Below are 25,135 nucleotides of genomic sequence, written 5' to 3' on the forward strand. Positions count from 1 at the left end.
TTAGCGTTTGATTCCGCTATTGAGCCAGAATGGCGCGGGCCGAATAGCGAGATTAGCCAGATGAATTAAGCCTCGCTCCTGCTTTTCCCGAATGGCATGCTGCAACTCCTGCCACCCTTCCAGCCAGCTATTAACATCCTCGGCCGGATAGGCGCCCGCCAGCAAATTAACCGCCAGCAGCTGACGATTTAGGCGCGTCGCCTTATCCTGAAACTCATTGAACAGCTGAACGCCATCAAAGGTTTCTCTGAGGTCGGCTGCAATACGGCTCAGCATAATATCGCTGAAGCGTTTGAAGGATCCCTGCAATTTGCTGCGACTCTTGTCGTCGAGCCAATTCTGCCACTGAGACTCAACCAGCCAGTGAGTAAGCGCTAACTGGGCTTCGACGGAGGTGAGTGAGAAACAGGCTGCTTCCGCATTGTTCTCTTCATCAGCTAGCATCTCTTCAAGACGCGTCAACTTCTGACGCAGATCGCTGCTGGCCTTGCGTGGGACCAAAGCACCAAACAGTGAAAAGGCCTGGCGCAGCGTTTCCAGCGCTTCAATCACCGACGCTTTGGCATTTTTATTGCCGCGCAGCCAAACTTCTTCATGATATTGCCAATGCGTCAGCGCGGCGGTCATGGCGTTGATCATGCCCTGCTCCACCGACGCTTTGGCGGCGATTTTCTGCAACGGCAGGGCACGCACTGGACGAGGCAGATTGCCTTGCGCCAGCTGATAGCCGCGCGCCGCTTTGCTCAGGCTGCCGAGGCGTAATCCACCCAGCGCAATCAAAGCATCAGCAAACTTCAGCAGGTCATCGCGCTGCCCGCTTTTAAGCTCAAGCTCAACTTCATACAACGGCTCACTGAGCTCACCCGCCGTCACCTCACCGCGATCAAACGCCACTTCAATTTCACTGCCGCCAAACTCCACCAGCCATGTTTCACGCTGGAAGTGGGTGCTAAACAGCGGTTGCAGTTGCGATTGCAGCGCAGTGATATCGGTGCCTGCTGGCCAGATTTCAGTGGGAAGACGCGCAATATCCAGCTGTGGCTCCGTGAGATCAACGTTGTACTCCGGACGCTGATGCAAGCCACCCACGGTTTTACCGGCGGCTTTCAGCGTCATTTCATAACGTTGATCAACGCCGCGAATGCGCAGGCCCATATCCCAGCGACGCAGCTGGTTGTCGTCGGTTTCATAATAGATGTTAGTCAGATCGCGCGCGGCGAAATGCTGATGTGGCCAGGCGGCAAGCTTTTCAGCCAGTTTTTCGGCGGCTTGCGGAGTGGCAATGAACTTTAATTCGATTTCAATGGTCATAATTTTTTATTCAATACGCTGCTGGCACTTACGAGTTTAATCTGGCGAAGAGTAATGCACCGGAAGCCCGCTGTCTCCGCTTTCTTGTGCTTTTACGACCCTTTTCGCACCAGATTGAGACCAGGATAGTTCTCATTCAGATTTATGAGAAGCGTCTCCAGACTGTGCCGGTAATTTTACGCCATTAAGAAAAAACGATATCGAATGAAAAAAATCACACTCGCTGCTCTTTCTTTGCTGGCTTTCAGCGCCATCACACCTGCCCATGCTGCTGACGAAAAGCGTTATATCTCCGATGAATTATCCACTTGGGTGCGCAGCGGCCCAGGCGATCAATATCGCCTGATTGGCAAGCTGAACGCCGGAGAGGAAGTCACCTTACTGCAAACCAACAGTGATTCCCAATATGGCCAAATCCGTGATGCAGAAGGTAAAACTAACTGGATTCCACTGTCGCAGCTGAGCGCCAATCCCAGCCTGCGCACTCGCGTGCCGCAGCTGGAGCAGCAGGTTAAAGACCTGACTGCGAAGCTGGCGAACATCGATAACAGCTGGAACCAACGCACCTCCGAGATGCAAAACAAAGTCGCCAACAGCGACGGCACCATTGACGGCCTTAAAGCTGAGAATCAGAAGCTGAAGAACGAGCTGATCGTCGCGCAGAAGAAAGTCAGCGCCGCGAATGTGCAGCTGGATGACAAACAGCGCACCATCATCATGCAGTGGTTTATGTATGGCGGCGGCGTGCTGGGCGTGGGCTTACTGCTGGGTCTGCTGCTGCCGCACATGGTGCCGCGCCGCAAGAAAAACGATCGCTGGATGAATTAACGCGCCACCTAGATTTGTTCTTTTATTCAAGGGGATCGTAAGATGCCCTTTCTGTCGTGCCCGATTTTTAGCCAAAGTATGCAACAATAAAGCAACAAGCGTGTTGTGCACGCAATTTCTGATTTGCTTCTGGAGTGGTTGAGTGAAGACGTTTCTGGTCGGTGGCGCAGTGCGCGATGCCTTGCTGCGATTACCGGTAAAAGATAGAGATTGGGTGGTAGTCGGCGCTACAGCCGATACCATGCTGGCGGAAGGGTATCAGCAGGTAGGCCGGGATTTTCCGGTTTTTTTGCATCCGCGCAGCCGTGAAGAGTACGCGCTGGCACGAACAGAGCGCAAAAGCGGCAATGGTTACACCGGTTTTGTGACGCAATTCGCGCCTGACGTCACGCTGGAGCAGGATCTGCAGCGCCGCGATCTTACCATCAATGCCATCGCACAAGACGAAAGTGGTGAGCTAATCGATCCTTACGGTGGCCAGCGCGATCTGGCTCAGCGCCAGCTTCGCCATGTTTCTGCCGCTTTTAATGAAGATCCGCTGCGAGTGCTGCGCGTGGCGCGTTTTGCCGCCCGCTTTGCCCACCTTAATTTCCGGATTGCGGATGAAACCCTGGCGCTGATGCGTGAAATGGCCGCCAGCGGTGAACTGGCTCATCTCACGGCAGAACGCGTGTGGAAAGAGACGGAAAAAGCGTTGCTGACGCATAATCCGCAGGTCTATTTCCAGGTACTGCGTGATTGTGGCGCGCTGCACGTCTTGTTCCCGGAAATTGATAACCTTTACGGCATCCCTGCGCCAATCAAATGGCACCCAGAAATTGATACCGGCATACACGCGTTGATGACGCTGACGTTATCCGCCGCGCTCTCGGATCAGCTTGATGTCCGTTTCGCCACGCTCTTTCACGATGTCGGCAAAGCGCTAACGCCAGCGGACAAATGGCCTAGCCATCATGGTCACGGCCTGGCGGGAGTGCCCATCGTTGAAGCGCTGTGCCAACGCCTGCGCGTGCCGAATCACGTGCGTGATTTGGCGTTGGTCGTCACAGAATTCCACGACGTGGTGCACACCATTGAACGTCAGCCGGCCGATGCGCTCATCGCGTTGTTTGATCGCATAGATGCCTGGCGCAAACCCGATCGCGTAGAGAAAATGGCACTGACCAGCGAAGCCGATGCGCGCGGCCGAAGCGGCCTGGAAAGCATGGCTTATCCGCAAGGCGATTATTTGCGCCTGGCATTTACGCTAGCGCAAGCGGTGCCCACTAAAGAAGTGGTTGCGGCAGGTTTTAAAGGGGCTGAAGTACGGGAAGAGTTAACGCGTCGACGTATTGCGGTACTGCAGGCGGAATTGATTAACGCGCGGCCAGCGTAACCGGCCGCGCGGGATAACTTACATAAAGATGGCGTAAACCACGGCCGCGATAATGAAGCGGTAGATGGCGAAAGAGACGAACGAGATACGCTTAATCAGCTCCAGGAACACTTTGATTGCCAGCAGCGCCACAATGAAAGCGGTCACGAAACCTACCGCAAACATCGGGAGATCCTGCATCGTCAGGAATCCCAGACTCTTATAGAGATCAAGGCCGGTTGCACCAATCATCATCGGCACCGCCAGAATGAACGAGAATTCCGACGCCGCATAACGGCTTACGCCCATCAGCATACCGCCCGAAATTGTCGCTCCCGAGCGAGAGAAGCCCGGCCACAGCGCCAGACACTGGAAGCAGCCAATCATAAATGCCTGGCGATAGGTAATGTCATCCACGCCAACGGCTTTGGGTTGTTTTGGTTTGAAATACTCGGCCACCAACAGCAGCACACCGCCGACAACCAGCGCGTACATCACGTTAATCGGGTTAAACAACGTTTTGATTTGATCGTGCAGCAGCAAACCAATTACCACCGCTGGCACCATACCCAGCAGAATATGAATCAGCGTTAACCTTCCGGTCCCTACACCTTCGTGTTTGACCTCACCAAAGTGAATGCCGATTAAACCAAACAGTCGGCGCCAGAACATCACCACCACAGCCAGAATCGATCCCAGCTGGATCACCACTTCGAAGGTTTCGGCGGTCTCGCCTTCAAAACCCAGCAGGTGGCCAACAATAATCATGTGGCCCGTGGAAGAGACCGGCAGGAATTCCGTGAGGCCTTCTACAATCCCCAGGATTGCAGCTACCCAAAGCTGATGAATGTCTGCCATCAAAATTTATCCTCTATCCGTTTTAAACAGTAAAAAGGCGGTCGCAAAGGGCTACCGCCTGAAATTATGCCTGCGCTACGCTGAAGGAAACCTTAAGAAATTCAGGCACGATCGATTGGTCAGCGCAGCGGCCTCAAGTGAGACACACCATAATTTGGTTTGGTTTCATTGTGATGGCAATCACGGAAGATTTATTTCGGAATAGTCCCGCGCTCAATACGCACGCCAACGCTCGCAGCCTGGGCGATAGCCCCCGGTTTACCTACCTTTATGCGTACTCCCGGCGTTTTGAAACGATTCATCAACAGATCGGCGATTTCTTCCGCCACCCTTTCGACGAGGGCAAAACGCCGGCCTTGTAGGTGATTGAGGATCGCTTCGGTGACATCGGCATAGCTCAGACAATCATTCACATCATCGCTGGCCGCGGCCTGACGGTTGTCCCATGCCATTTCGACATCGAGCACCAATTTCAGTAGCATGCCTTGCTCCCAGTCGTAAACGCCAATGTGGGTGAACACGGTGAGTTGCTCGATAAATACGATATCCATGATGTCAGTCTCTGTTTTTGGCTAAGCCGGATACCACTTCCGGCGGATTATGCGTATTATCCACGCTTATCGAGAACAAAACGACCCAAAAGGAACGGTACGAAGCTATGAGTGCTATCGCGCTTGGTATGATTATTTTCGCGTATCTTTGCGGTTCGATTTCCAGTGCGATACTGGTTTGTAAACTGGCTGGTTTACCCGATCCGCGCACGCAGGGCTCAGGCAATCCTGGCGCTACCAATGTTTTACGCATTGGTGGTAAGGCTGCGGCGGCGGCGGTGCTGATTTTCGACGTGGCGAAAGGCATGATTCCGGTGTGGATAGCTTATCTGCTGCACGTTGCGCCACTCTATCTTGGCCTAACGGCAATTGCCGCCTGCCTTGGCCACATCTATCCGGTATTCTTCCGTTTTCGCGGCGGTAAAGGCGTGGCAACCGCCTTCGGTGCCATCGCACCGATCGGCTGGGATTTGACGGGTTTGATGACCGGCACCTGGCTGCTAACGGTGCTGCTAAGCGGTTATTCGTCACTGGGTGCGATTGTTAGCGCGCTGATCGCCCCGTTTTATGTCTGGTGGTTCAAGCCGCAGTTTACCTTTCCGGTGTCCATGCTCTCCTGCCTGATTCTGTTGCGGCATCACGACAACATCCAGCGCCTGTGGCGCGGCCAGGAAAATAAGATCTGGAAGCGGAAAAAGAAGAAATAAAAAAACCGGCGCGATGCCGGTTTTTCGTTTTAGATGGCGGGCAGTTCTGACAGCGGCCAGCGCGGTCGCACGCTGACGCCAAGCTCTCCACGCGTGCCACCTTTCAGTCGCACCATACCGGCATAGGCGATCATTGCGCCGTTATCGGTGCAGAATTCAGGACGCGCGTAAAACACTTCGCCGCCGCGCTTTTGCATCATCTCAGCCATGCGCTCACGCAGCGTGCGGTTGGCGCTGACGCCACCGGCAATCACTAAACGTTTAAAACCGGTTTGCTCAAGCGCGCGTTTGCACTTGATCATTAAAGTATCAACCACCGCATCTTCAAACGCGCGGGCAATATCAGCACGTGCTTGTTCGTCGCCCTGATGCTCGCGAATGGTATTCGCCGCAAAGGTTTTCAGGCCGGAGAAGCTGAAGTCCAGCCCCGGACGATCGGTCATCGGACGCGGGAACCTGAAGCGGTTTGGCGTACCCTGCTGTGCCATACGCGATAACATCGGCCCGCCGGGGTAATCCAGACCGAGCAATTTGGCGGTTTTATCAAAGGCTTCACCGGCTGCATCGTCAATCGATTCACCAAGCAAAGTGTATTCACCAATACCGGTCACGCTGATCAATTGCGTGTGACCGCCGGAAACCAGCAGCGCGACAAACGGGAACTGCGGCGGATGCTCTTCCAGCATCGGCGCCAGCAGATGCCCTTCCATGTGATGCACCGGTACCGCCGGCACATTCCAGGCGAAGGCCAACGCACGCCCAATAGTCGCCCCAACCAGCAGCGCGCCAACCAATCCTGGCCCCGCCGTATAGGCAACGCCGTCAATTTGCTGCGGCTCAAGACCGGCTTCTTTCAGCGCGGCCTGAATCAGCGGCACGGTTTTGCGCACGTGGTCGCGCGATGCCAGTTCTGGCACTACACCGCCGTAATCGGCATGCAGTTTCACCTGGCTATATAATTGATTTGCCAGCAGACCGGACGCATCGTCATAAATCGCGATGCCGGTTTCATCGCAGGACGTTTCAATACCCAGAACTCGCATAGCTTTTATCACCCTCTTCTTGCGGCGCGCAGTGTAGCACAGCCAAATCACAGCCCAGACACTTTGGCCAGGAAAAAGTGTTTTTCTGTCGCATAAAGAGTGCGCTATACTCCACGGCCTGAAAAAACCGGCAGCCGCGAAGGCATATGCCCCTGTTGGTTCTAAATTATACATGGTGCTTTACAAGTCGGCCGCGGCTGGAGTAAAATGCTGCACCATTTTGAAATGTGCTGGCGCCGCAGTCAGCAGCAAAAACCGAATTTTATCGAGGTAAGAGTTACATGCCGGTAATTAAAGTACGTGAAAACGAGCCGTTCGACGTAGCACTGCGTCGCTTCAAGCGTTCATGCGAGAAAGCAGGTGTTCTGGCAGAAGTTCGTAGCCGTGAGTTCTACGAAAAGCCTACCACCGAGCGTAAGCGCGCTAAAGCATCTGCAGTTAAGCGTCACGCCAAGAAACTGGCTCGCGAAAACGCACGCCGCACTCGTCTGTACTAATTTCTTGCGGAAGTTCGCTTCCGCCGCGTGATAAACGCAGACAGAGTCAAGTAAAAGGCCGTGCTTTCCGAAAGGAAGCGCGGCTTGTTGTCGTTTATGAGCTGAAAAATCGGGGCTTATGGCAGGACGAATTCCACGCGTATTTATCAACGACTTACTTGCCCGCACGGACATCGTGGATCTTATCGATGCCCGCGTTAAGCTGAAAAAGCAGGGTAAGAATTATCACGCGTGCTGTCCTTTTCATAACGAGAAAACCCCCTCTTTCACCGTCAGCGGTGAGAAGCAGTTTTATTACTGCTTCGGTTGCGGAGCCAAGGGCAACGCCATCGATTTCCTGATGAATCACGATCGTCTGGAATTTGTTGAGAGCGTTGAGGAGCTGGCTACGCTTCACGGCTTAGAAGTGCCGTATGAAGCGGGCAACGGCCCCAGCCAAATGGAACGCCATCAGCGTCAAAGTCTTTATCAGTTGCTGGAAGGCCTGAACGGCTTTTATCAACAGAGCCTGCGGAATCCGCAAGCGCAATCTGCTCAGAATTATCTCGCCACGCGCGGACTCAGCCAGGAAGTGATCGATCACTTCGCTATCGGCTATGCGCCCGCCGGTTGGGATAATGTACTGAAGCGCTTTGGCCAGCAAAAAGACGATCGCGAATCACTGATGGAAGCCGGCATGTTGGTCAGCAATGACTCAGGCCGCACCTACGATCGTTTCCGCGATCGCGTGATGTTCCCTATTCGCGATAAGCGTGGCCGCGTAATAGGTTTTGGTGGTCGCGTGCTGGGCAATGATACGCCGAAGTATCTGAACTCACCTGAAACACCCATTTTTCATAAAGGCCGCCAGCTGTACGGGCTTTATGAAGCACAAAAAAATCATCCGCAACCCGCGCGTTTGCTGGTGGTAGAAGGTTACATGGACGTGGTGGCGCTGGCGCAATTTGGCATCGATTATGCCGTTGCTTCGCTGGGCACCTCGACCACTGCGGAACACGTTCAGCTGCTGTATCGTTCAACCGATACCGTGATTTGCTGTTACGACGGCGACCGCGCCGGACGTGAGGCCGCGTGGCGTACGCTCGAAACCGCATTGCCATACATGAATGATGGTCGTCAGCTACGCTTTATGTTTTTGCCCGATGGCGAGGATCCAGACACGCTAGTACGCAAAGAGGGCAAAGAAGCCTTCGAAGCGCGGATGGAGCAGGCAACACCGCTCTCCACGTTTTTGTTCGATAGCTTAATGCCGCAGGTGGATTTGAGTACCCGTGACGGTAAGACCAAGCTGGCGACACTGGCGCTGCCGCTGATTAGTCAGATTCCTGGTGAAACCTTACGCATTTATATGCGTCAAACTTTGGGTAACAAACTCGGCATTCTTGACGATAACCAGTTAGACAAGCTGATGCCGAAGCTGGCCGAAAGCGGAGTGCTACCAACGGCGCCACCGTTGAAGCGCACCACCATGCGCGTGTTGATTGCGTTATTGGTGCAGAATCCGCAATTTGCTTCCATCGTGCCTACACTGGATGGACTCGAGCAGTCGAAAATGGCGGGTTTACCGCTATTTGTGGAGTTAGTCAGTCGTTGTACAGAGAATCCTGGCCTGACGACCGGACAGCTACTAGAGTTATATCGCGGGACAAATTTTAGCCAGACCCTTGAAACACTGGCCACCTGGAACCACATGATAGTGGATGAAGAGGCGGAAGAAGTGTTTCAGGATTCACTGGCAAGTATTTATGATTCCGCGCTCGAACAGCGCCTTGAAGCATTAATCGCACGTGAGCGAACGGAAGGCCTAAGCGCCATCGAACGTCGCGAGTTCTGGGCTTTAAGCCAGGCATTAGCGAAAAAATAAGATTTTTACTGGGTCAGAACTGCAAGCACGTTAAAAACCGCATTTTGGCTCAGTCATTTCCGGATTATTAGACGCGATAAGCGAAGCCGGAAACATCACCCTATTAGGGCCCTAGGCGTTGAAGCCAGTTTCGTTACCGCCAGCGCGCAGCACCCGGAGCGTACTAAAGTACGTGAGGAGTGCGAGCACTGCCGGGGACGAAAATGGCAAGTAAGCCAGGCCCAGAAAGAACAAAAGCGGCTTAAGTGCCGAATATAGAAGGGCAAAAGCCCTGGCCGCGATGTAGGCAGCGGCAAAAACACAACGCCTTCACTGTTATAGTTGGCTCGCCGCCGACCGACACCAATCTAATTAACAGAAGTGTGGATACCGTCTTATGGAGCAAAACCCGCAGTCACAGCTTAAGCTACTTGTCACCCGTGGTAAGGAGCAAGGCTATCTGACCTATGCTGAGGTCAATGACCATCTGCCGGAAGATATCGTCGACTCCGATCAGATCGAAGACATCATTCAGATGATTAATGACATGGGTATTCAGGTCGTAGAAGAAGCGCCTGATGCCGATGATCTGATCCTGAATGAGAACAGCTCCGACACTGACGAAGATGCCGCAGAAGCCGCCGCTCAGGTTTTATCCAGTGTTGAATCTGAAATTGGCCGTACCACCGACCCGGTGCGCATGTATATGCGTGAAATGGGTACCGTTGAACTGCTGACGCGCGAAGGCGAAATTGACATCGCTAAGCGCATCGAAGACGGTATCAACCAGGTTCAATGCTCTGTTGCCGAATATCCGGAAGCGATCACCTATCTGCTCGATCAGTACGATCGCGTAGAAGCGGGCGACTCTCGCCTGTCCGATTTAATCATCGGCTTCATCGATCCTAACGCGGAAGAAGATATTGCGCCGACCGCAACTCACGTTGGTTCTGAGTTATCGCAGGAAGATCGCGATGATGATGAAGAAGAAGACGAAGAGGATGATGACAGCTCTGACGATGACAACTCCATCGATCCAGAACTGGCTCGCGAGAAGTTTGGCGACCTGCGTACGCAGTATGAAACCACGCGTACCGTCATCAAAGCCAAAGGCCGCAGCCACGCGGACGCCGTTGCTGAAATCCAAAATCTGTCTGAAGTGTTTAAACAGTTCCGCCTGGTACCGAAGCAATTCGATTACCTGGTAAACAATATGCGTGAAATGATGGAGCGCGTGCGTACGCAAGAGCGCCTGATCATGAAGCTGTGTATTGAACTGTGCAAAATGCCGAAGAAAAACTTCATCACGTTGTTTACCGGCAACGAGACCAGCCCAAGCTGGTTTAAAGCCGCACTGGCCATGAACAAACCATGGTCAGAGAAGCTGCTGGAAGTCGAAGATGATGTGATGCGTTCGCTGTACAAACTGCAGCAGATCGAAGAAGAAACCGGCTTGACCATCGAGCAGGTGAAAGACATTAACCGTCGTATGTCTATCGGCGAGGCGAAAGCGCGTCGTGCGAAGAAAGAGATGGTTGAAGCAAACTTACGTCTGGTTATTTCTATCGCGAAGAAATACACCAACCGTGGTCTGCAGTTCCTCGATTTGATTCAGGAAGGCAACATCGGCCTGATGAAAGCGGTTGATAAGTTTGAATACCGTCGTGGTTATAAGTTCTCAACTTACGCCACCTGGTGGATTCGTCAGGCTATCACCCGTTCCATCGCGGACCAGGCACGTACCATCCGTATCCCGGTGCATATGATTGAGACCATCAACAAACTCAATCGTATCTCGCGTCAGATGCTGCAAGAGATGGGTCGTGAGCCGACGCCGGAAGAGCTGGCCGAACGCATGTTGATGCCAGAAGATAAGATCCGCAAAGTGCTGAAAATCGCTAAAGAGCCTATCTCGATGGAGACGCCGATTGGTGATGATGAAGATTCGCATCTGGGCGATTTTATCGAAGACACCACGCTGGAGCTGCCGCTGGATTCCGCTACCTCGGAAAGCCTGCGCTCAGCCACCCACGATGTGTTGGCTGGTTTGACAGCGCGTGAAGCGAAAGTTCTGCGTATGCGTTTCGGTATCGATATGAACACCGACCATACGCTGGAAGAGGTCGGCAAACAGTTTGACGTTACGCGTGAGCGTATTCGTCAGATCGAAGCCAAGGCGCTGCGTAAGCTGCGTCATCCAAGCCGCTCTGAAGTGCTGCGTAGCTTCCTCGACGATTAATCGATGTCGAGACGAAAAACCCCGGCTTGCCGGGGTTTTTTATTGCCATCAGTACGGCGTTAAACCTTTTTCCTGCATCATCTGGCGCGCTTTATCGCTTTGCAAATACTTCACAAACTGCGCCGCCGCTCGCTTTTGCTGCGTGTCACGCGTGATCACCGCGCCATACAGCGTATCCTGCTGCACAGCCTGCGGAATCAGTCCCACTATAGTAATGCCCTGCACCGCTTTTAATTCACTGTTCTGCTGAAAACCCAGTTCCGCTTTGCCCTGAGCGACAGCTTCACCGACCGGCGTTGCCGGGATCACCGCTATTTTTTTTGCGGTTTCAGCACCCAATGCCAGCTTACCCAGCATTTTGGTTTGGATATATTTGCCGCTAGCGCTATCGGACACCGCAATACTCGATGCCTCAGTTAGCGCCTGTTTGAATTTAGCGACGCTGCTGATATCCGGCTGCCCGCTGCCCTGCTTCACCGCCATGGCAATATACGAATGCGCCAGAACCTGATGGCTGTGGCTATCCACCCAATTGGCCTGCTCGAGCGGTTTGATAGCGTAATCAACCATCACTAACACATCGGCGCTATCGTGGCGTTTAAGACGATTGGGAATGGCTTGCGGCGTAGCTCCCATGGAAGGCGCCGCTTCCAGTTGAATACTGTTACCGGTTTTTTGCTGATAATCCTGTTTCAGGCTTTCAATCACCGGATACATTCCGCCGGAACTGAACACCTTAAGCGTTGCGGCCTGCACACCGCTTTGTGTCGCCAGCAGTAGTGTTGCCAGCGCAATCATGTGTTTCATCTGCCCTCACCTTTTATTGCCATAAAGGATTGGGTTTAGACAGGTTCGCGGAGGGATACAACGCTCGGACCACACTTAACGGAGCGAGCTCACGCTTTTTTCTGTAACCAATCATGCAGTTGACGATAGGATGCAACCATCTCCTCTAGCGTTGCGCGGTTTAAGCCGCTCGGATTTGGCAGCACCCATAAACGCGTTGCGCCGAAAGTTTGCGGCTGCTCACCCCACTCCACTTTGCGCTGTCGAAACGCTTTCTGGAAAGCCTCTTTCCCCAATACCGCCAACGCACGCGGCTGATAATGCAGGATCTTTTGCTGTAGCCGCGTGCCGCCGTCGCGCAGCTCATGACCATCAAGCTCATTCGCCTGCACCGTGGGACGCTCAACCAGCATTGTGATGCCACAGCCCGTTTCCAGTAGCCGCTGCTCCTGCTCAGGCTTGAGTAGCTCACGTGTAAAACCGGCCTGATAAATCACTTTCCAGAAGCGGTTGCCTGGATGGGCAAAGTGAAAACCGGTGTGCGCCGAAGATTTGCCCGGATTGATGCCGCAAAACAGCACCTGTAAATCGGGGGCGACAATATCGCGAATATCATGCTCGCTCATATCGTCTCCAGACCAGCGCGTTGTTTCACCGAACGGCGGCTCATTGCCAGCAAAGTGCGCGCTTCATCGTCATCGGCGCAGGCTCGTGCCAGCGCTACAGCGCCAACCATTTCTGCCAGCATACTGGTGGCGGCCTCATCCGCTTGCGGGTGATGCAACTCCTGTAGCGTCTGCACTAAACGCTGGCGCACCGCTTCACGTCGCTGAGAAAAAAGTGCGCGCGTATCCTCTGGCAAATGTGCCATTTCACTCACCAGCGCGGGCATCGGACAGCCTTCACCCGGCGTGCGGCAATGATGCTCCGACAGATAGTTATCTACCAGCTGATTAAGCCGCTGTGCCGGATCCTGAAGCGCGGTGATATCCGCGAAGCGTCGCGCTGAGTCTGTAAACATCTCAGAGATGACGGCTTTCACCAGCTCCTCACGCGAGGCGAAGTGGGCATAAAATCCGCCGTGGGTTAACCCTGCGCGCTTCATCAGGGCCGCCACACCAATGCCTTCCGTCCCGCTCTCGCGCATCGCCACAGAGGCCTCATCCAAAATGCGCTGCCGCGTACGCGCTTTATGGCTCAGCTTTTCCATCTCATTTATCCGCTCATCGTTAGTGACAATCAGTGTAATTATTACGAGCATCATATTCTAGCTTGACGTCGAATATGATGGGCGTCATATTTAACCACGTAAATATGATAACCATCATTTCAAGGAAACCACTATGTCACAACAACTGGCTTTGATCACCGGCGCCTCAAGCGGTATTGGCGCAACCTATGCAAAACAACTGGCAGCACGCGGCGCAAACCTGATCCTGGTGGCGCGCGATGCGGCCAGGCTCAATGCGCTGGCCCAGTCTCTGCGCGATGAGCATGGCGTGGAAGTTAACGTATTAGCCGCAGACCTCACCCATCACGCTGACTTGCAGAAAGTTGACCGTGAAATCCATGAAAATACGCAGATTACGATGCTGGTGAACAATGCCGGTATGACGGTAGAAGGCGAATTTATTGAAGGTGACATTGCCCAGATCCAGACGATGCTGACATTAAATATCACGGCACTGACCCAACTCGCACACAGTGCTGCGCAGGTATTTCGTGCTCGCCGCAGCGGCACCATTGTGAATATCGCTTCGGTATTAGCGCTGGTGAGTGAATCCGCGAACAGCGCCTATAACGCCAGCAAAGCTTACGTGCTTTCTCTGACGCGCAATATGAACCGTGAGCTTGTCGACAGCGGCGTGCGAGTGCAGGCGGTGCTGCCAGGCTTAACGCGTACCGAAATCTTCGAACGTGCAGGCAAATCTATCAACGATCTTCCGGCGGAGATGCTGATGGAAGTGGATGATTTGGTATCCGCAGCGCTCAGCGGATTAGATGCGGGTGAGTTGGTTACGATTCCGTCAGTAGAGGATATCAGCCTGTGGCAGCGCTACGACGAAGCACGCATTGCCATTTTACCGTATATCTCGCTGAACAAGCCTGCATCGCGCTATTTATCGTAATGGCGGCCTTTTTGCACCAGTTTGGTCTTAAAAAGCGATCAGGGTTGAGCGCTTAATAATCGATAGCGTGTGGGATAATAGATTTTTCTTTTTGAGATCAAAGAGTCAGCCATTGCTGTAATTTTCACCATCCAAATGGCGAACTCTGGATCACCCCATCAAGATACTCTATAATCCCCGCTCCGCTGGCCCCTTAGCTCAGTGGTTAGAGCAGGCGACTCATAATCGCTTGGTCGCTGGTTCAAACCCAGCAGGGGCCACCAAATTTTACTATAAAAAACATATAGTTAAGCCGCTCATTGAAGCGGCTTTTTTGTATCTGGTATTTCGAGTGGCGGTAAAGTGGCGGTGCATTTTCACCGCCACCTTACTCCCCCGATTGATTTGCTAGGTATACTCACTTCAAAAGGACGATTGATAATGCGATTACATTTAGCCCTGATCAGCACTGCGTTAATGTTCTCTTCAGTTGCTGCGGCGCAAGCTTCAGACGCGATCACCCTCAAGAATAAACTTAAGCCCTGGCAACCAACGGAAATCAGCCTTAAGGATGACCAGCTAACTGTTGTTATACCTGCCGCCACTATTGATGATGAAACTTATAAATTAATTACCTCCAGCGGGATATGCTCCCCTATCTGGACAAAAGACGTACCAGTTGATTACCTAAAAAAAATCAAGGCAATCAACGTAACCAACAAATTTAAAGCCAGCGGATACTCTTTTGAAAACCCGCTATCGACCTGTAATGAAATGGGTAAATTGATGGATAAGCCCGCAACTGCGTTGCTACTTGGCAATACTCATGTTTTCAAAGGTAGCGAATAGCGCCCACCAAAAACCCCGCTAATGCGGGGTTCTCTCTGCTGCTCAAATTAGTGCAACAAGGATGGCTGGGATTCATGTCCGGTGAAAATCGGCACACGATTCACCTGGCCGGGCGTTACAATAATCATCGCTAACGTTTCGTGCGTTTTGAAAGAACAGCTGCAATTGATGTTCTGGCACTGGTGGTAACGTTCTTTTGTTTCTTTTGAAATGTATCTGCTGCTTTTAGCGTGTGCGGCGGTCTGGCATAACGGACAATGCATCATCGGTGGCGTCTCCCTGTAAGCTCGTAGCTTTAATACCCTTAAATACCAAAATGAGCAACAACTTTCACTTATTGTGAATCATCTTCGTCTGATTCTGCCTGATACTCTACATCAGAGAGCAAGACTTCAAATTCAATCTGCGTAGTATATCCGCTGCCGCTCAGACTATGCGTCACCTTACTGATTATCCACGGCTGCGCATCAATCACGGATTTAAAGCCGCTCACCCTGACAGGCGTTTCCGGGTACAGGTCGGCGCGCCCCATTGCAAGCGTAAGCGAGAACTCAGCGACGCCGCGCTGCAGCTTATCCCACTTTGCTTTTGCTGCCCGCATCGCGGCTGCTTTCGATGCATACACGGTCGTCAGCGTGAATATGTTGTCTTCCGTGCCAGCCAGATAATCCCCCTCGCTGGCCTCCGGCGTTTTGGTCGCGGTCGTCTTGTTCTTTTTTGCCGCCGGGTGCTCCAGCGCGCGCAGATGCTTTTCTTTCGGCTTTCGCTTTACCTTAACTTTCTTAGGCTTAGGTTCTTTGGTATGCAGCCAGCTCGCTGATACGCCGGTATATGCGCCACGGTCAGCAATGCTGAAGCTGTGCCGGTCGCCATCCTGCCGCGTGATCGTCATCTGCGGAATGGGCTTGCCGCTGGCGGTGACGCCGTTACCGGGCTTTATAAACAGAAGCCGCCCGGCCTTCACTGCCGCAACCGCACCATAAAGCGTGGCGAGTCGCGTCAGGAATTTAGCGTCTGTTTCCTGCGTCTGGTCAATGTGCGCTACGGCAATTCCGGCGAACCCATCAGCCAGCATGGGCTTTAGGTTATTGCGCGCGGCTATCTGCGTGACGACTTCCCCCAGGGTGGTGTCGTGATAGGACACCTCCCGGCGGGAATTGAGCGAGCCACGAAAATCGGCACTGCGCGCGCGAATTGTCATGGTGTCCGGCGCACCATGATGCTCAACCTCATCAACGGTGAAATTGCCTTTACCGAAAAGCGTCTGTCCTTTCCAGCCGAGAAACAGCGTTATCACTGCGCCGCGTACCGGCATCGCCAGCTGCCCGTCGGCGTCGTCCAGCTCAATATCCAGCTGGTCAGCTTCAAAGCCGCGATTGTCGGTCAGCGTCATCGAGATAAGGCGATCCCGGATGTTGGTTGTGACGTCATTAGAATTAACCTTCAGCATGAAATCCGGCGTCAGCCGCGCCCCGGCCTGCACCGGCAGGCTGCTTATCCCGATCATCCGAGCAGCCCCCCTGCGGTTGAAATCAGGCTACCGGCCGCCGACCTCACGCCGTCGATTGCTGACGTAAGCTGACCTGGCAGACTGGCGGAGCCGCTGATAAGCCCGTCAGCCTGCTTTTTCAGATCGCCAAACATGGAGGTGAGCGACTCATCAACGCGTTTCAGGCTCAGCGTAAACATGATTTTGCTGGCCGTGCCGTTGGGGTAGAACTCACTGAAGGTGTTAGAAATACTCTCGATCACGTACATGCCGTAAATCATGCCGCTGCCGCCAATCAGCGGCCACGCCATCCCCTCGTCGGCCATCAGGCGGATTGTCATGAGCGACAGCGAGCCGCCCGTGATTTCCGGGCGCAGCTCCCCGGATAGCGTGATTTTTTCATCGCCCGGCCCGATAAACTGCGCCGACGGTCGCTGCCCGAACCGGCTGTTAGTGGGCCAGCGGTAGTCGATATTCTGCTGCATATCCCCGTAAGGCAGGGTCTGTCGCATAAACGGCATCATGCCGTAAATCATCATCATCGGTTAATCCTCCCAGCCCATTTTGCTGCGGTTCTGCGCCTGACGATTGCGCTGCTCTTTAGCCTGGTGCTGCGCCATCAGCGCCATTGCGTCGTCTTTGGTCATGCCCTTGTGCATGTTGATTTCATACTGATAAGTATTCTGGCTGCGGTCGGTGAATCCGCCCCCGGCTGATGGTGAGGAAACCGGCCGGTAAGGCGCGCCACCGTAGGCGATGTTGTATTTCAGCCCGCCGGTATCGGCGCCCGCACCGCCTGTCGCAACCGGATCAGGCGACGGCACCTTGTCTTTCAGTCCATCGGATTTCGTGTCGATGATGCCGAGCTTTTCCAGCACCCAGTCAATGCCTCCCATCAGCTGATCGAGTGCGTGTCCCGGAATTTTCAGCGCCTCGGCCAGCATGTTGCCGAACTTCTTACCCATGTCTCCGGCGGCGGCGAGCTCGGTCTGCGTGGATTTCACCGGCTCCAGCAGTTTGCCGAACCAGTCCCAAAGCTCTTTGACCTTGCCACCTACCCACTCAAAAACCGGCTTCAGCGAACCGAAGGAATCACTGATCGGCCCCATCGCAGCAGTGAAGCCTTCGGCCATGCCCGCGATAAACGCGCTTATAGGTTCCCAGTATTTGCGCACCAGTAGCGCCCCGGCCACGATTGCCGCCGCGACGGCCATAACCGGCAGCGTGATAGCGCCGAGCGCGGCCATAATGGCTCCGCCCGCGATGCTGAATGCCGTACCGAGGAAGCCCGCCCCGGCAATCAGGGTATTTACGCCCGCAATCACCGGCCAGGCAACCAGCCCGATAGCGCCCAGCGCCCCGGCCAGCAACAGCCCGCCCATTACCACTTTTGCGATACCGCCTGCCAGCTCAGGGTTAGCTTTAATCCAGTTATCAACCGTCAGCAGCAGTGCTGCTGTGTCCTGGGTAAGTGTACGCAGGCTGCCGTCGTTCTGATCAAACAGGTCGGTGCCGATAGCCTCATACGCAGACTGCAGCTCTTTCAGATCGCCGCCGAGGTTATCCTGCATGACCTGGACCAGCTCGGCAGTTTTGCCATCAGAGGCTTTAAACTCGGCGGTCAGCTGGTCGAGTTTGCCGGTTGAGGCTGCAGTCATCAGCAGGGCGGCCGATGAGCTGGCCTCCTCGCCGAAGATGGTTTTCATGTACTCGGCGCGCTGGCCTGTTCCCAGCTTGTGACGATCAAAACTTGCCTGCATTTCTTTCAGGATGGTGAAGATCGGGCGGGTATTTCCTTTGCCGTCTGCGGTCTTAATTCCCAGCTCTTTGATAGCTTTAAATGATTCGCCGGTAGGAGCCTGCAGCCTGCTCAGCACAGCTCGGCTTCCGGTACCGGCCATTGAGCCGGTGATTTTCCCGTCATGCAGAGCGCCGATCATTGCTGCCGCCTGCTCGATACTGACGCCTGCATTTTTTGCTACCGGGGCGACGTAGGTCAGCGCATCACTCAGCCCGTCAAAGTCAGAAGCCGTTTTATTCAGTGTCATCGAAAGCACGTCGCCGATGTGTGCAACCTTATCGTTTGAGAGCTGGAAAGCTGATTTCATCCCCATCAGCAGCCCGGCGTTTTCCTCCATCGTGCGCTTATTTGCCAGTGCCATATTGAGCGTAACCGGCGTAACCGCCTCAACGGCAGCGGCATCGCCGCCGCCTTTGGCGATAACGATTTGCGCGCCTGCCGCATCATCGGCAGAGGCGGCGGTTGTATCACCGAGCTGGCGCGCCTGCGCAGACAGGGCTTTCATTTCCTTTGAGTCTTTTGCTACACCGAGCACGGCCTGCAGTTCGGAATTCTTCTGTGCAAACTCAAAGCCCGGCATCAGCAGCGAGGTTGCCGCCATGCCGCCGACCGTTGCCGCACCGATACCGGCCGCGCCCATATTGCGCACCTTGCCCGACAACTCCTGCCCTTTACGGTAGCGCTCGCTTGTCTGGTTCAGCCGCTCCTGCTGTGCATTCAGCCGCTGCAGCTCCATTTTCTGACGGCTCAGGCTGACGGTCGCCTGCGCCGAGGCGGTTCTCAGTCGCTGCTGCTCGCTGCTCAGGGTTTTAGTGGAAATCCCCGCTGCGTTAAGTACCTCGCGCTGCTGCTGCACCGAAAGGCGCAGGCTGTTGGACTTCGTCTGCAGCTCAGACGCTGCCTGACGGGCTTTTTCCAGTGCGCGGGCCTGCTGTGTCGTCGGGCGTTCCGTGTTTTTAAACTGCACGGCCAGCGCTGCTACCTCCTGCTTTGCGTCTTTGAGGCTCTGCTGCGTGACGGCCAGCTGCGCACTGGCCTTGCGGAAGCCATCAATTTTCCCCGCCTGCGCGTCCAGTTCCTTAATCGTCGTCTGCGTCTGGCGTATGTCAGACGAAAGATTTTTGGCTGCGGTCTGTACGGCTTTGAAGGGGCGCGAGGCTTTGTCTACCGCATTCAGCAGCACCTGAACCTTGAGGTTATTGCTCATCCGGGGTTGCTCCGCTGCGGATAAAGGCTTTATGCCGCCAGCCCATCAGCTCGGCCAGCGGCATGTCGTACATCTCGGAAGGTTGCCAGTGAAATATCGTGGCAATGTCGGCCATCAGGTCATTGACCGTCAGGCCGTGCGGCCAGTCTATTCGTCCGACTTCGACTGCAAAAAACCAATCACCTTGCCGCCCAGCGCAATCAGGTCAACCGGATCAAGGGCGTTACATTCGGCCTTAGTCAGTGCTGGCAGGGTAATGCGGGGCAGCACGGTCAGCAGGGAGTCAACATCCGACTGGCACAGATCAGCCAGGCGCACGCCGCGCAGACTACCGGCATTCGGCTTAATCAGCTCCACGCTTTTGATTTCGGTTTCACCGCGCATCAGCGGGGTTTCAAACTCAACAACGTTATCTTTCTTTTCCATGATTGTTCTCTGTTCACTGTAGTCAGGTAAAGCCAGCGACTTGCGCTGGCGTCAGGATTTATACCAGGCCGAGGTTTTTACGGCGCTGTTCCAGCCGGTCAACGCCGTTGACCTTCTCCACCATGTTGATGGTGTCGATTTCGATCAGCTCTTTGCCGTTAAAGGTCAGCTTGTAATAGGTGTTTTTGGAGGTGATTTTGGTTTCGGTATCTTCACCCTGCTTGGCTTCGCCAAAATCAAACGACTGATGCTTACCGCGCACCTCAATCTCTACCGCGATTTCCTCGCCTGTATCGTCGCGCTGGTAAGAGCCGGTAAAGCGCAGGGGAATGTCAGACGCACCCCATTGCGTGAGAACCAGCTCATCGATGCCGCCGATGCTCCATTCAACATCGAGCGCGTCATCTTCCAGACCGTTATCGATAAAGGCCGCGCCGCTCATGCCGCCTGCGCGGAACGGGTCGAGCTTGCGCGCCAGCTTCGGCAGGGTCACGGCGGTGACGACGCCCTGATAGCTGTTGGCGTTATTAAAAAGGTTCATGCCCTTCAGTTTGCGTGGCAGTGCCATTTATCCGGCTCCTCAGCTGTTTACGGATGCGGCGAAGTTCGCCAGATAGGTGTCGGTGATGCGCTGGCGCAGCGTCAGGTCTTCCAGCGGCGGAACCGGCGTATAGTCGTAATCGATAAAGAGCTTGCCCGCCTTCAGGGTGTCTTTATCGTTGGCGCTTTCGTCATACCAGGCAGATGCACCCAGCAGATAACCGGCGTTAACCAGCTCGCGGAATTTCGCATTGATGCCCGCGATAATCTCGCGCACCAGAACCGGCGTAAGCGGCTTATCAACCGCCCACATGTGCGCCTCGGCCATCGTGTCGGCCAGCACCTGCGCCGTGCGGGTGTAGTTCTCAAACTGAAACAGCGGGTCATCACTGCAGGTGCGGTTGCCCCAGAAGCGGAAACCGTCTTTACGGATCAGCGTGGTGACGTCGGCCTCATTGAGCAGGTCGGCGTCGGTGCCGGTTTGCTGCAGATCCCAGAACACCGATGCGGAAATCCCGGTCACGCCGTTTACGCCGACGTTAGACAGGGTTTTATGCCAGCCGGTGTCGTTGTCGATTTTGGCACGCAGGCCCAGCGCGCGCCCGGTCGCAAAGGCGGTATCGGATTTACTGGTTGCGGTGTTCCATGCAACGAAATCAGGCCAGATAACCATGATTTCGCGCTGGCTGAAGTTCTGGCGGTACAGGCGGGCTTCGGAAATGGTTTTACATTCCCATGCTGACACATAGGCAAAGGCGCGCAGCTGCTCCGCAATGCTGGCAAGCGCGGTTGCCACTGGCAGTGAATCCAGTCCCGGCACGCCGAGGATGCGCGGCTTCACATCGAGCTGGGTCTGCGCGGCGAGCAGCGCTTTCATGCCGGTATACTGGCCGCTTTCATCCGTGCCGCCGATGATATTGGACGTGGTTTCGGCTTCGTCTGCACCTTCAGCGACGCGCACGATGACGGTCACGGGTTTTGACTGGTCAGCAATGGCCTGCAGCGCAGCGGCAAGCGTGCCTTTTTTACCGGCCTTGCCGACAGCTGCCTGCACGTTGGTGATAAGTACCGGCGTATTGAGCGGAAAGGTTGCCGCGTCCGCATCCTGCGCAGTGCAGACCATGCCGACGATTGCAGTTGATACGGTTGTAATGGTGCGCGTGCCGTCGTTAACTTCGACGACGCGGACACCATGATGATAATCAGACATCTGATGCACTCCGTTTTGAGGGTGTGCTCAGGGTGTCAGGTCAGGTTTTGCAGTGCATCTGATGGGGGTTTGCTGGTCAGTCAGCAGACAGAATTAATAATCTGGCGCTGCCTCTCGGCCGGAATGTACCGGTAAAGGGTTTTTACTGATACCTCCAGCACAAGGGCGATCTGCTGCAGTGTTGCGCCGTTCGCCAGCATTCTTTCAGCGCGGCCGATAACGTCCGGCGTCATTACGCGACGCCTGCCGCCGATGCGCCCTTTATCCCGCGCAGCGGCCAGCCCGGCGCGCGTGCGCTCTATTATCAGCTCGCGCTCCATCTCAGCCAGCGCCCCCATGACGTGAAAGAAAAACCGCCCCATCGGCGTGCTGGTATCAATACTGTCGGTCAGACTGCGAAAGTTAACGCCACGTTCGCGCAGCTCCTCCGTCAGCATGACCAGGTGGCGCATACTCCTGCCGAGCCGGTCGAGCTTCCACACGATCAACGTGTCGCCGGGCTGCAGGCAGCGCAGCGCCTTTTTCAGTCCCGGCCTTTCACTCGTTTTTCCGCTTATCCTGTCCTCGAAGATCAGCTCACATTCTGCGCTCTGTAACGCAACCCGCTGTAAATCCGTGTTCTGGTCATTTGTTGATACCCGAATGTAACCAATCAGCACCCTGATCTCTCCGCAAATGGCCGCAAGTGTGCCAGTGCGGCCCGGCGCAGGGCCAGGCGTTTGTTTCTCAGAAATCTCGGTTTAGGCGACGCAGCAAAAAAGACGGTCGGAAATGGCGGCGGACAACTGCCTGATATGAGTTTCTTCACGATTGTGAAAGGCGGTAACGGATACTGCAAATTCCCGAACGGCCTGATCCTGCAATGGGGGAGTGGCAGCTTTGCACAGCAGTCAACCACGATAGTTACGCTCCCTGTGTCGTTTCCAAGCGCCGGATTATCACTTGTTGCTAATAAAGGATCTTCGATTCCGAGTAAAGGGGAATACGCAGTAGGTGTGCAGTTTCGTGATAAGTCGTCTTTTTCTCTTACAAACTCCGGCCCGGATACCACTATGCAGGGTATTTGGTGGATAGCATTAGGAATTTAAATGAAAAAATATTCGCCCTCAAATAATGCCTTTTACGATACCGCCATCAACAAGGAGATCCCAGGCGATGCGATTAATATTACTGATCAGGCATGGTCTGATTTATTGGCCGGACAGGCAGAAGGCAAGCTGATTGCCTGCGGTGCTGATTTGCAGCCTTGCCTAAAAGAGCAGTTAGCACCAACACGCGAAGTACTCATAGCACAGGCTGAACAGAAAAAAAATCAACTGCGCATAGCGGTTGATTCTGAAATTAACTGGCGTCAGGATGCTGTGGATACGGATATAGCAACCGAGGAAGAAAAAAACACGTTAGCAGAATTGAAAAAATACCGCGTGATGTTAATGCGGATAAATGTAGAAAATACTGAAAGAATTCTTTGGCCCACACAGCCTGTGAATATTTAATGAGAAAGGGGCTGGCAACCCCTTACCCCTGAAGGTTACTTCAAGTCATCTATCAACTTTTGGAACTCTACCACAGGATTTCCTGAGACTCTTAACAAGCTTTTCAGATACCTCACATCATTAGTGTTAAGCCTAAAGTTTGTATTCATCTTCAGTTTATTTAAAGCCTCTTTCATTATCTCCAGTGGCAATGCAAGTACGGCATGATCACTATCAAAGCAGTATTTTTTCTCACTATCCAAAATATACTCTTTAAGCAAGACCTGCAAACCAACCGAAGACTTATTGAAAATAATAGGCATTCCGGGTTCAGTAAAGCGCCCATTCTTGTAGTTCGCTTCTTCTCTTTTCATCATAAGCCAGTCAAATGGCTCATTCATGTCAATTTCTTGAGTAACAAAAGGGCTTGAGCTATTGTTTTTCTTAAACAGACTCATAACTAATTTATGAGTTGTTCCACTAGCTTTTGTCGGAAACTCTCCCTGCCTAACCTTGATAGAAAATCCTTTTGAACCCACATAAAAAATACACAAACCATCAACCGAAAGCATCGCCCTTAAAGAATAAAACGCGCAATAATAGAGTTTGACCGTCGCCCAACTAAAAAAGCCAGCCTCAACTCCTTTTATAGCTTCAGCATATGAGATAAGCGCAGAATAGAGGTAATTAATTGCATCATTTTTAAGGCACTTGTCTAGCTCAGTTGCCGCTGGGCCTGTTAAGACGCAATTTCCAATTGTAGATAAATTGCCTGCATTGAGGTTAAACTTCCCATTTATGCATACCTGAGCATGATGCATTAGAATCTAAGCTCCTTTTGTTCTACTTTAGGTTCAAAAGACTTATCCAGCCTGTCAATAATCACCCGGATAGCTTCTTTTCCTGATATTTTACTCACCTCATCCTGTTTAATTAAACCGTTTTGTCTAATGTTAAGTACTTCCTCAATGGTTCCTTGCTCAAACGATTTCTTTTGCGTGCAATACGGTATTATTTTAGTGACATAGAATTCACATGCTGCACTAAAACCTGCTGCGAACTGGAATGCATTAGAGCTCGAATCCCAGCTTTCTTCATAATCGTTAGCAATTGCCGAAAAATAGTTATAAAAGCATTTGAACTGAAGAGACAGCTCAGTTATTCCTACCTGTTCAAATATAGCCTTTTCTTCTACCAAAGGTTTAATAGCACTTACAGCTGTTGAAAGCGCAATCCCTCCTTTACGTCTTTTCTCACCCGGGAACTTTATTTTCCCAAAATAGGGTGAAGTCTCTTCTTTGTTTAGGTATTCAGCAATATCTCTTGCTCTGGAAGATGCTGGGTCAAGCGTAGTATCAGAACTGATTCCATACAAATCATAAACCAAACTGCGTGGCGCAGGCTTTTGCTCAGTGTTGATAGCTAAAAATATGTCAGCACATTCTTTTGTTGTTAGATTTAAGTATATTACAACAGGAATCTGGAGGTTCTCAAGACTTGAGTCCTCTTTTATAGCAGCTTTTATTCCAGCCACTCTATGTTGTCCATCTATTATTTGAGCTGATCGGTTTTTAATCTCAAACTCAATCGAAGTATCTTTTATCTGAAAGCTATCTGTACTCGTCCAGTTAAGTACAATGGCTGCAGGGAAGTCGCCCCCTGAAAGAACAAATTCCTTTATTCCTTTTATTCTTCTTTCAATCAAAATTCGCTGTACAGCCCCAACCTCATCGTCAACGCCTCTAACTGCTGTATAAGTAATATCGCTAAGAGTTTTTGCAGACATGCTTGTCAATATGAAATTTCTATGAGCTTGTTTTATGTTAATAATTTCATTGATAATCACACTATCACCTTTTCCTTTTAATGATTCTACAACTACTAAAACTTCGTTATTTCGAAAATAATCAGCAAAATGCTCACGTAGCTTAAAAAACATAAGAATAATTTAAGCTTTATAACATAAAGTCAACTGCCAACATTAGTGCCAATCTCAATAATTTACGTAAGCAT

Annotated in this window: 28 protein-coding genes and 1 tRNA gene; 11 read left to right on the forward strand and 18 right to left on the reverse strand. The window is 52.9% G+C overall.

Annotated elements, in window-relative coordinates:
* On the reverse strand, nucleotides 1-1,311 hold the full coding sequence (locus AC07WB_RS16500) for a CYTH domain-containing protein (protein WP_097095976.1): 1,311 nt from the start codon (nucleotides 1,309-1,311) through the stop codon (nucleotides 1-3).
* Nucleotides 1,312-1,515: 204 nt separating this feature from the next.
* Here AC07WB_RS16500 and AC07WB_RS16505 point away from each other — a divergent pair, with 204 nt between their 5' ends.
* Nucleotides 1,516-2,139 carry a TIGR04211 family SH3 domain-containing protein gene (locus AC07WB_RS16505; RefSeq protein WP_097095975.1) on the forward strand — a complete coding sequence of 208 codons (624 nt, stop codon included), beginning with the start codon at nucleotides 1,516-1,518 and terminating at the stop codon, nucleotides 2,137-2,139.
* A 142-nt stretch (nucleotides 2,140-2,281) separates the two neighbouring features.
* Nucleotides 2,282-3,514 (forward strand): multifunctional CCA addition/repair protein, encoded by a 1,233-nt coding sequence (locus AC07WB_RS16510; protein ID WP_097095974.1) that lies wholly within the window; start codon nucleotides 2,282-2,284, stop codon nucleotides 3,512-3,514.
* 18 nt (nucleotides 3,515-3,532) lie between these two features.
* Here AC07WB_RS16510 and bacA read toward each other — a convergent pair whose 3' ends face one another.
* The gene (bacA, locus tag AC07WB_RS16515; RefSeq protein ID WP_097095973.1) at nucleotides 3,533-4,351 is read right to left on the reverse strand and encodes an undecaprenyl-diphosphate phosphatase; all 819 of its coding nucleotides are present in this window, start codon (nucleotides 4,349-4,351) and stop codon (nucleotides 3,533-3,535) included.
* Between the two features lie 191 nt (nucleotides 4,352-4,542).
* A complete protein-coding gene (folB, locus tag AC07WB_RS16520; RefSeq protein ID WP_097095972.1) occupies nucleotides 4,543-4,902 on the reverse strand; it encodes a bifunctional dihydroneopterin aldolase/7,8-dihydroneopterin epimerase in 360 nt (119 codons plus the stop codon).
* 107 nt (nucleotides 4,903-5,009) lie between these two features.
* Here folB and plsY point away from each other — a divergent pair, with 107 nt between their 5' ends.
* Nucleotides 5,010-5,609: a glycerol-3-phosphate 1-O-acyltransferase PlsY gene (gene plsY / locus AC07WB_RS16525; protein ID WP_097095971.1), complete on the forward strand. Its 600-nt coding sequence runs from the start codon at nucleotides 5,010-5,012 to the stop codon at nucleotides 5,607-5,609.
* Between the two features lie 29 nt (nucleotides 5,610-5,638).
* Here plsY and tsaD read toward each other — a convergent pair whose 3' ends face one another.
* Nucleotides 5,639-6,652, reverse strand: a complete 1,014-nt coding sequence (gene tsaD / locus AC07WB_RS16530; protein WP_494940861.1) for a tRNA (adenosine(37)-N6)-threonylcarbamoyltransferase complex transferase subunit TsaD — start codon at nucleotides 6,650-6,652, stop codon at nucleotides 5,639-5,641.
* A gap of 281 nt (nucleotides 6,653-6,933) precedes the next feature.
* On the opposite strand from tsaD, the gene rpsU reads away from it, so the two are divergent.
* The 3 genes from rpsU (at nucleotide 6,934) to rpoD (ending at nucleotide 11,231) form a co-directional block, all read left to right on the forward strand.
* Nucleotides 6,934-7,149, forward strand: a complete 216-nt coding sequence (gene rpsU, locus AC07WB_RS16535; RefSeq protein WP_008103436.1) for a 30S ribosomal protein S21 — start codon at nucleotides 6,934-6,936, stop codon at nucleotides 7,147-7,149.
* A 118-nt stretch (nucleotides 7,150-7,267) separates the two neighbouring features.
* Nucleotides 7,268-9,013 (forward strand): DNA primase, encoded by a 1,746-nt coding sequence (gene dnaG, locus AC07WB_RS16540; protein ID WP_097095969.1) that lies wholly within the window; start codon nucleotides 7,268-7,270, stop codon nucleotides 9,011-9,013.
* A gap of 376 nt (nucleotides 9,014-9,389) precedes the next feature.
* Nucleotides 9,390-11,231 (forward strand): RNA polymerase sigma factor RpoD, encoded by a 1,842-nt coding sequence (rpoD, locus tag AC07WB_RS16545; protein WP_097095968.1) that lies wholly within the window; start codon nucleotides 9,390-9,392, stop codon nucleotides 11,229-11,231.
* Between the two features lie 48 nt (nucleotides 11,232-11,279).
* Here the strand turns inward: rpoD and AC07WB_RS16550 are convergent, their stop codons facing one another.
* The 3 genes from AC07WB_RS16550 to AC07WB_RS16560 all read right to left on the reverse strand — a co-directional run bounded on the left by AC07WB_RS16550 (nucleotide 11,280) and on the right by AC07WB_RS16560 (nucleotide 13,227).
* Entirely contained in the window at nucleotides 11,280-12,038 is a 759-nt protein-coding gene (locus tag AC07WB_RS16550; protein WP_494940862.1) for a substrate-binding domain-containing protein, read from the reverse strand.
* 89 nt (nucleotides 12,039-12,127) lie between these two features.
* Nucleotides 12,128-12,643 carry a G/U mismatch-specific DNA glycosylase gene (gene mug, locus AC07WB_RS16555; protein WP_097095966.1) on the reverse strand — a complete coding sequence of 172 codons (516 nt, stop codon included), beginning with the start codon at nucleotides 12,641-12,643 and terminating at the stop codon, nucleotides 12,128-12,130.
* Nucleotides 12,640-13,227, reverse strand: a complete 588-nt coding sequence (locus AC07WB_RS16560; RefSeq protein ID WP_400458298.1) for a TetR/AcrR family transcriptional regulator — start codon at nucleotides 13,225-13,227, stop codon at nucleotides 12,640-12,642. Before AC07WB_RS16560 ends, mug begins: the two co-directional genes overlap by 4 nt.
* A 133-nt stretch (nucleotides 13,228-13,360) precedes the next feature.
* Here AC07WB_RS16560 and AC07WB_RS16565 point away from each other — a divergent pair, with 133 nt between their 5' ends.
* The 3 genes from AC07WB_RS16565 to AC07WB_RS16575 all read left to right on the forward strand — a co-directional run bounded on the left by AC07WB_RS16565 (nucleotide 13,361) and on the right by AC07WB_RS16575 (nucleotide 14,974).
* Nucleotides 13,361-14,146, forward strand: coding sequence for an SDR family NAD(P)-dependent oxidoreductase (locus tag AC07WB_RS16565; protein WP_400458297.1), 786 nt, complete (start codon nucleotides 13,361-13,363; stop codon nucleotides 14,144-14,146).
* 187 nt (nucleotides 14,147-14,333) lie between these two features.
* Nucleotides 14,334-14,409 (forward strand) — tRNA-Ile (locus AC07WB_RS16570).
* 157 nt (nucleotides 14,410-14,566) lie between these two features.
* Nucleotides 14,567-14,974, forward strand: a complete 408-nt coding sequence (locus AC07WB_RS16575) for a hypothetical protein (protein WP_494940863.1) — start codon at nucleotides 14,567-14,569, stop codon at nucleotides 14,972-14,974.
* 47 nt (nucleotides 14,975-15,021) lie between these two features.
* Here the strand turns inward: AC07WB_RS16575 and AC07WB_RS16580 are convergent, their stop codons facing one another.
* The 9 genes from AC07WB_RS16580 to AC07WB_RS16620 form a co-directional block, all read right to left on the reverse strand.
* Nucleotides 15,022-15,240 (reverse strand): ogr/Delta-like zinc finger family protein, encoded by a 219-nt coding sequence (locus tag AC07WB_RS16580; protein WP_010678536.1) that lies wholly within the window; start codon nucleotides 15,238-15,240, stop codon nucleotides 15,022-15,024.
* A 68-nt stretch (nucleotides 15,241-15,308) separates the two neighbouring features.
* A complete protein-coding gene (locus AC07WB_RS16585) occupies nucleotides 15,309-16,481 on the reverse strand; it encodes a phage late control D family protein (protein WP_494940864.1) in 1,173 nt (390 codons plus the stop codon).
* Nucleotides 16,478-17,005 carry a phage tail protein gene (locus tag AC07WB_RS16590; protein WP_494940865.1) on the reverse strand — a complete coding sequence of 176 codons (528 nt, stop codon included), beginning with the start codon at nucleotides 17,003-17,005 and terminating at the stop codon, nucleotides 16,478-16,480. Before AC07WB_RS16590 ends, AC07WB_RS16585 begins: the two co-directional genes overlap by 4 nt.
* 3 nt (nucleotides 17,006-17,008) lie before the next feature.
* The gene (locus AC07WB_RS16595) at nucleotides 17,009-19,471 is read right to left on the reverse strand and encodes a phage tail tape measure protein (RefSeq protein ID WP_494940866.1); all 2,463 of its coding nucleotides are present in this window, start codon (nucleotides 19,469-19,471) and stop codon (nucleotides 17,009-17,011) included.
* The gene (locus AC07WB_RS16600) at nucleotides 19,461-19,586 is read right to left on the reverse strand and encodes a GpE family phage tail protein (protein ID WP_071778604.1); all 126 of its coding nucleotides are present in this window, start codon (nucleotides 19,584-19,586) and stop codon (nucleotides 19,461-19,463) included. Before AC07WB_RS16600 ends, AC07WB_RS16595 begins: the two co-directional genes overlap by 11 nt.
* 32 nt (nucleotides 19,587-19,618) lie before the next feature.
* Nucleotides 19,619-19,897: a phage tail assembly protein gene (locus tag AC07WB_RS16605; RefSeq protein WP_031594560.1), complete on the reverse strand. Its 279-nt coding sequence runs from the start codon at nucleotides 19,895-19,897 to the stop codon at nucleotides 19,619-19,621.
* 58 nt (nucleotides 19,898-19,955) lie between these two features.
* On the reverse strand, nucleotides 19,956-20,465 hold the full coding sequence (locus tag AC07WB_RS16610; RefSeq protein WP_010246672.1) for a phage major tail tube protein: 510 nt from the start codon (nucleotides 20,463-20,465) through the stop codon (nucleotides 19,956-19,958).
* A 12-nt stretch (nucleotides 20,466-20,477) separates the two neighbouring features.
* Complete coding sequence (locus AC07WB_RS16615; protein WP_494940867.1) at nucleotides 20,478-21,647, reverse strand: phage tail sheath protein; 1,170 nt, start codon at nucleotides 21,645-21,647, stop codon at nucleotides 20,478-20,480.
* Nucleotides 21,648-21,727: 80 nt separating this feature from the next.
* Nucleotides 21,728-22,306 (reverse strand): recombinase family protein, encoded by a 579-nt coding sequence (locus AC07WB_RS16620; protein WP_494940868.1) that lies wholly within the window; start codon nucleotides 22,304-22,306, stop codon nucleotides 21,728-21,730.
* Nucleotides 22,307-22,366: 60 nt separating this feature from the next.
* Here AC07WB_RS16620 and AC07WB_RS16625 point away from each other — a divergent pair, with 60 nt between their 5' ends.
* Both AC07WB_RS16625 and AC07WB_RS16630 read left to right on the forward strand, forming a co-directional pair.
* The gene (locus AC07WB_RS16625) at nucleotides 22,367-22,735 is read left to right on the forward strand and encodes a gp53-like domain-containing protein (protein ID WP_494940869.1); all 369 of its coding nucleotides are present in this window, start codon (nucleotides 22,367-22,369) and stop codon (nucleotides 22,733-22,735) included.
* A complete protein-coding gene (locus tag AC07WB_RS16630) occupies nucleotides 22,736-23,143 on the forward strand; it encodes a tail fiber assembly protein (RefSeq protein ID WP_494940870.1) in 408 nt (135 codons plus the stop codon).
* Between the two features lie 35 nt (nucleotides 23,144-23,178).
* Here the strand turns inward: AC07WB_RS16630 and AC07WB_RS16635 are convergent, their stop codons facing one another.
* A complete protein-coding gene (locus tag AC07WB_RS16635; protein WP_494940871.1) occupies nucleotides 23,179-23,943 on the reverse strand; it encodes a hypothetical protein in 765 nt (254 codons plus the stop codon).
* The gene (locus tag AC07WB_RS16640) at nucleotides 23,943-25,061 is read right to left on the reverse strand and encodes a DGQHR domain-containing protein (protein ID WP_494940872.1); all 1,119 of its coding nucleotides are present in this window, start codon (nucleotides 25,059-25,061) and stop codon (nucleotides 23,943-23,945) included. The genes AC07WB_RS16635 and AC07WB_RS16640 overlap by 1 nt, the downstream gene beginning before the upstream one ends.
* Nucleotides 25,062-25,135 lie beyond the last annotated feature (74 nt).

The organism is Pantoea sp. GW821-FHT03E06 (assembly GCF_059420725.1).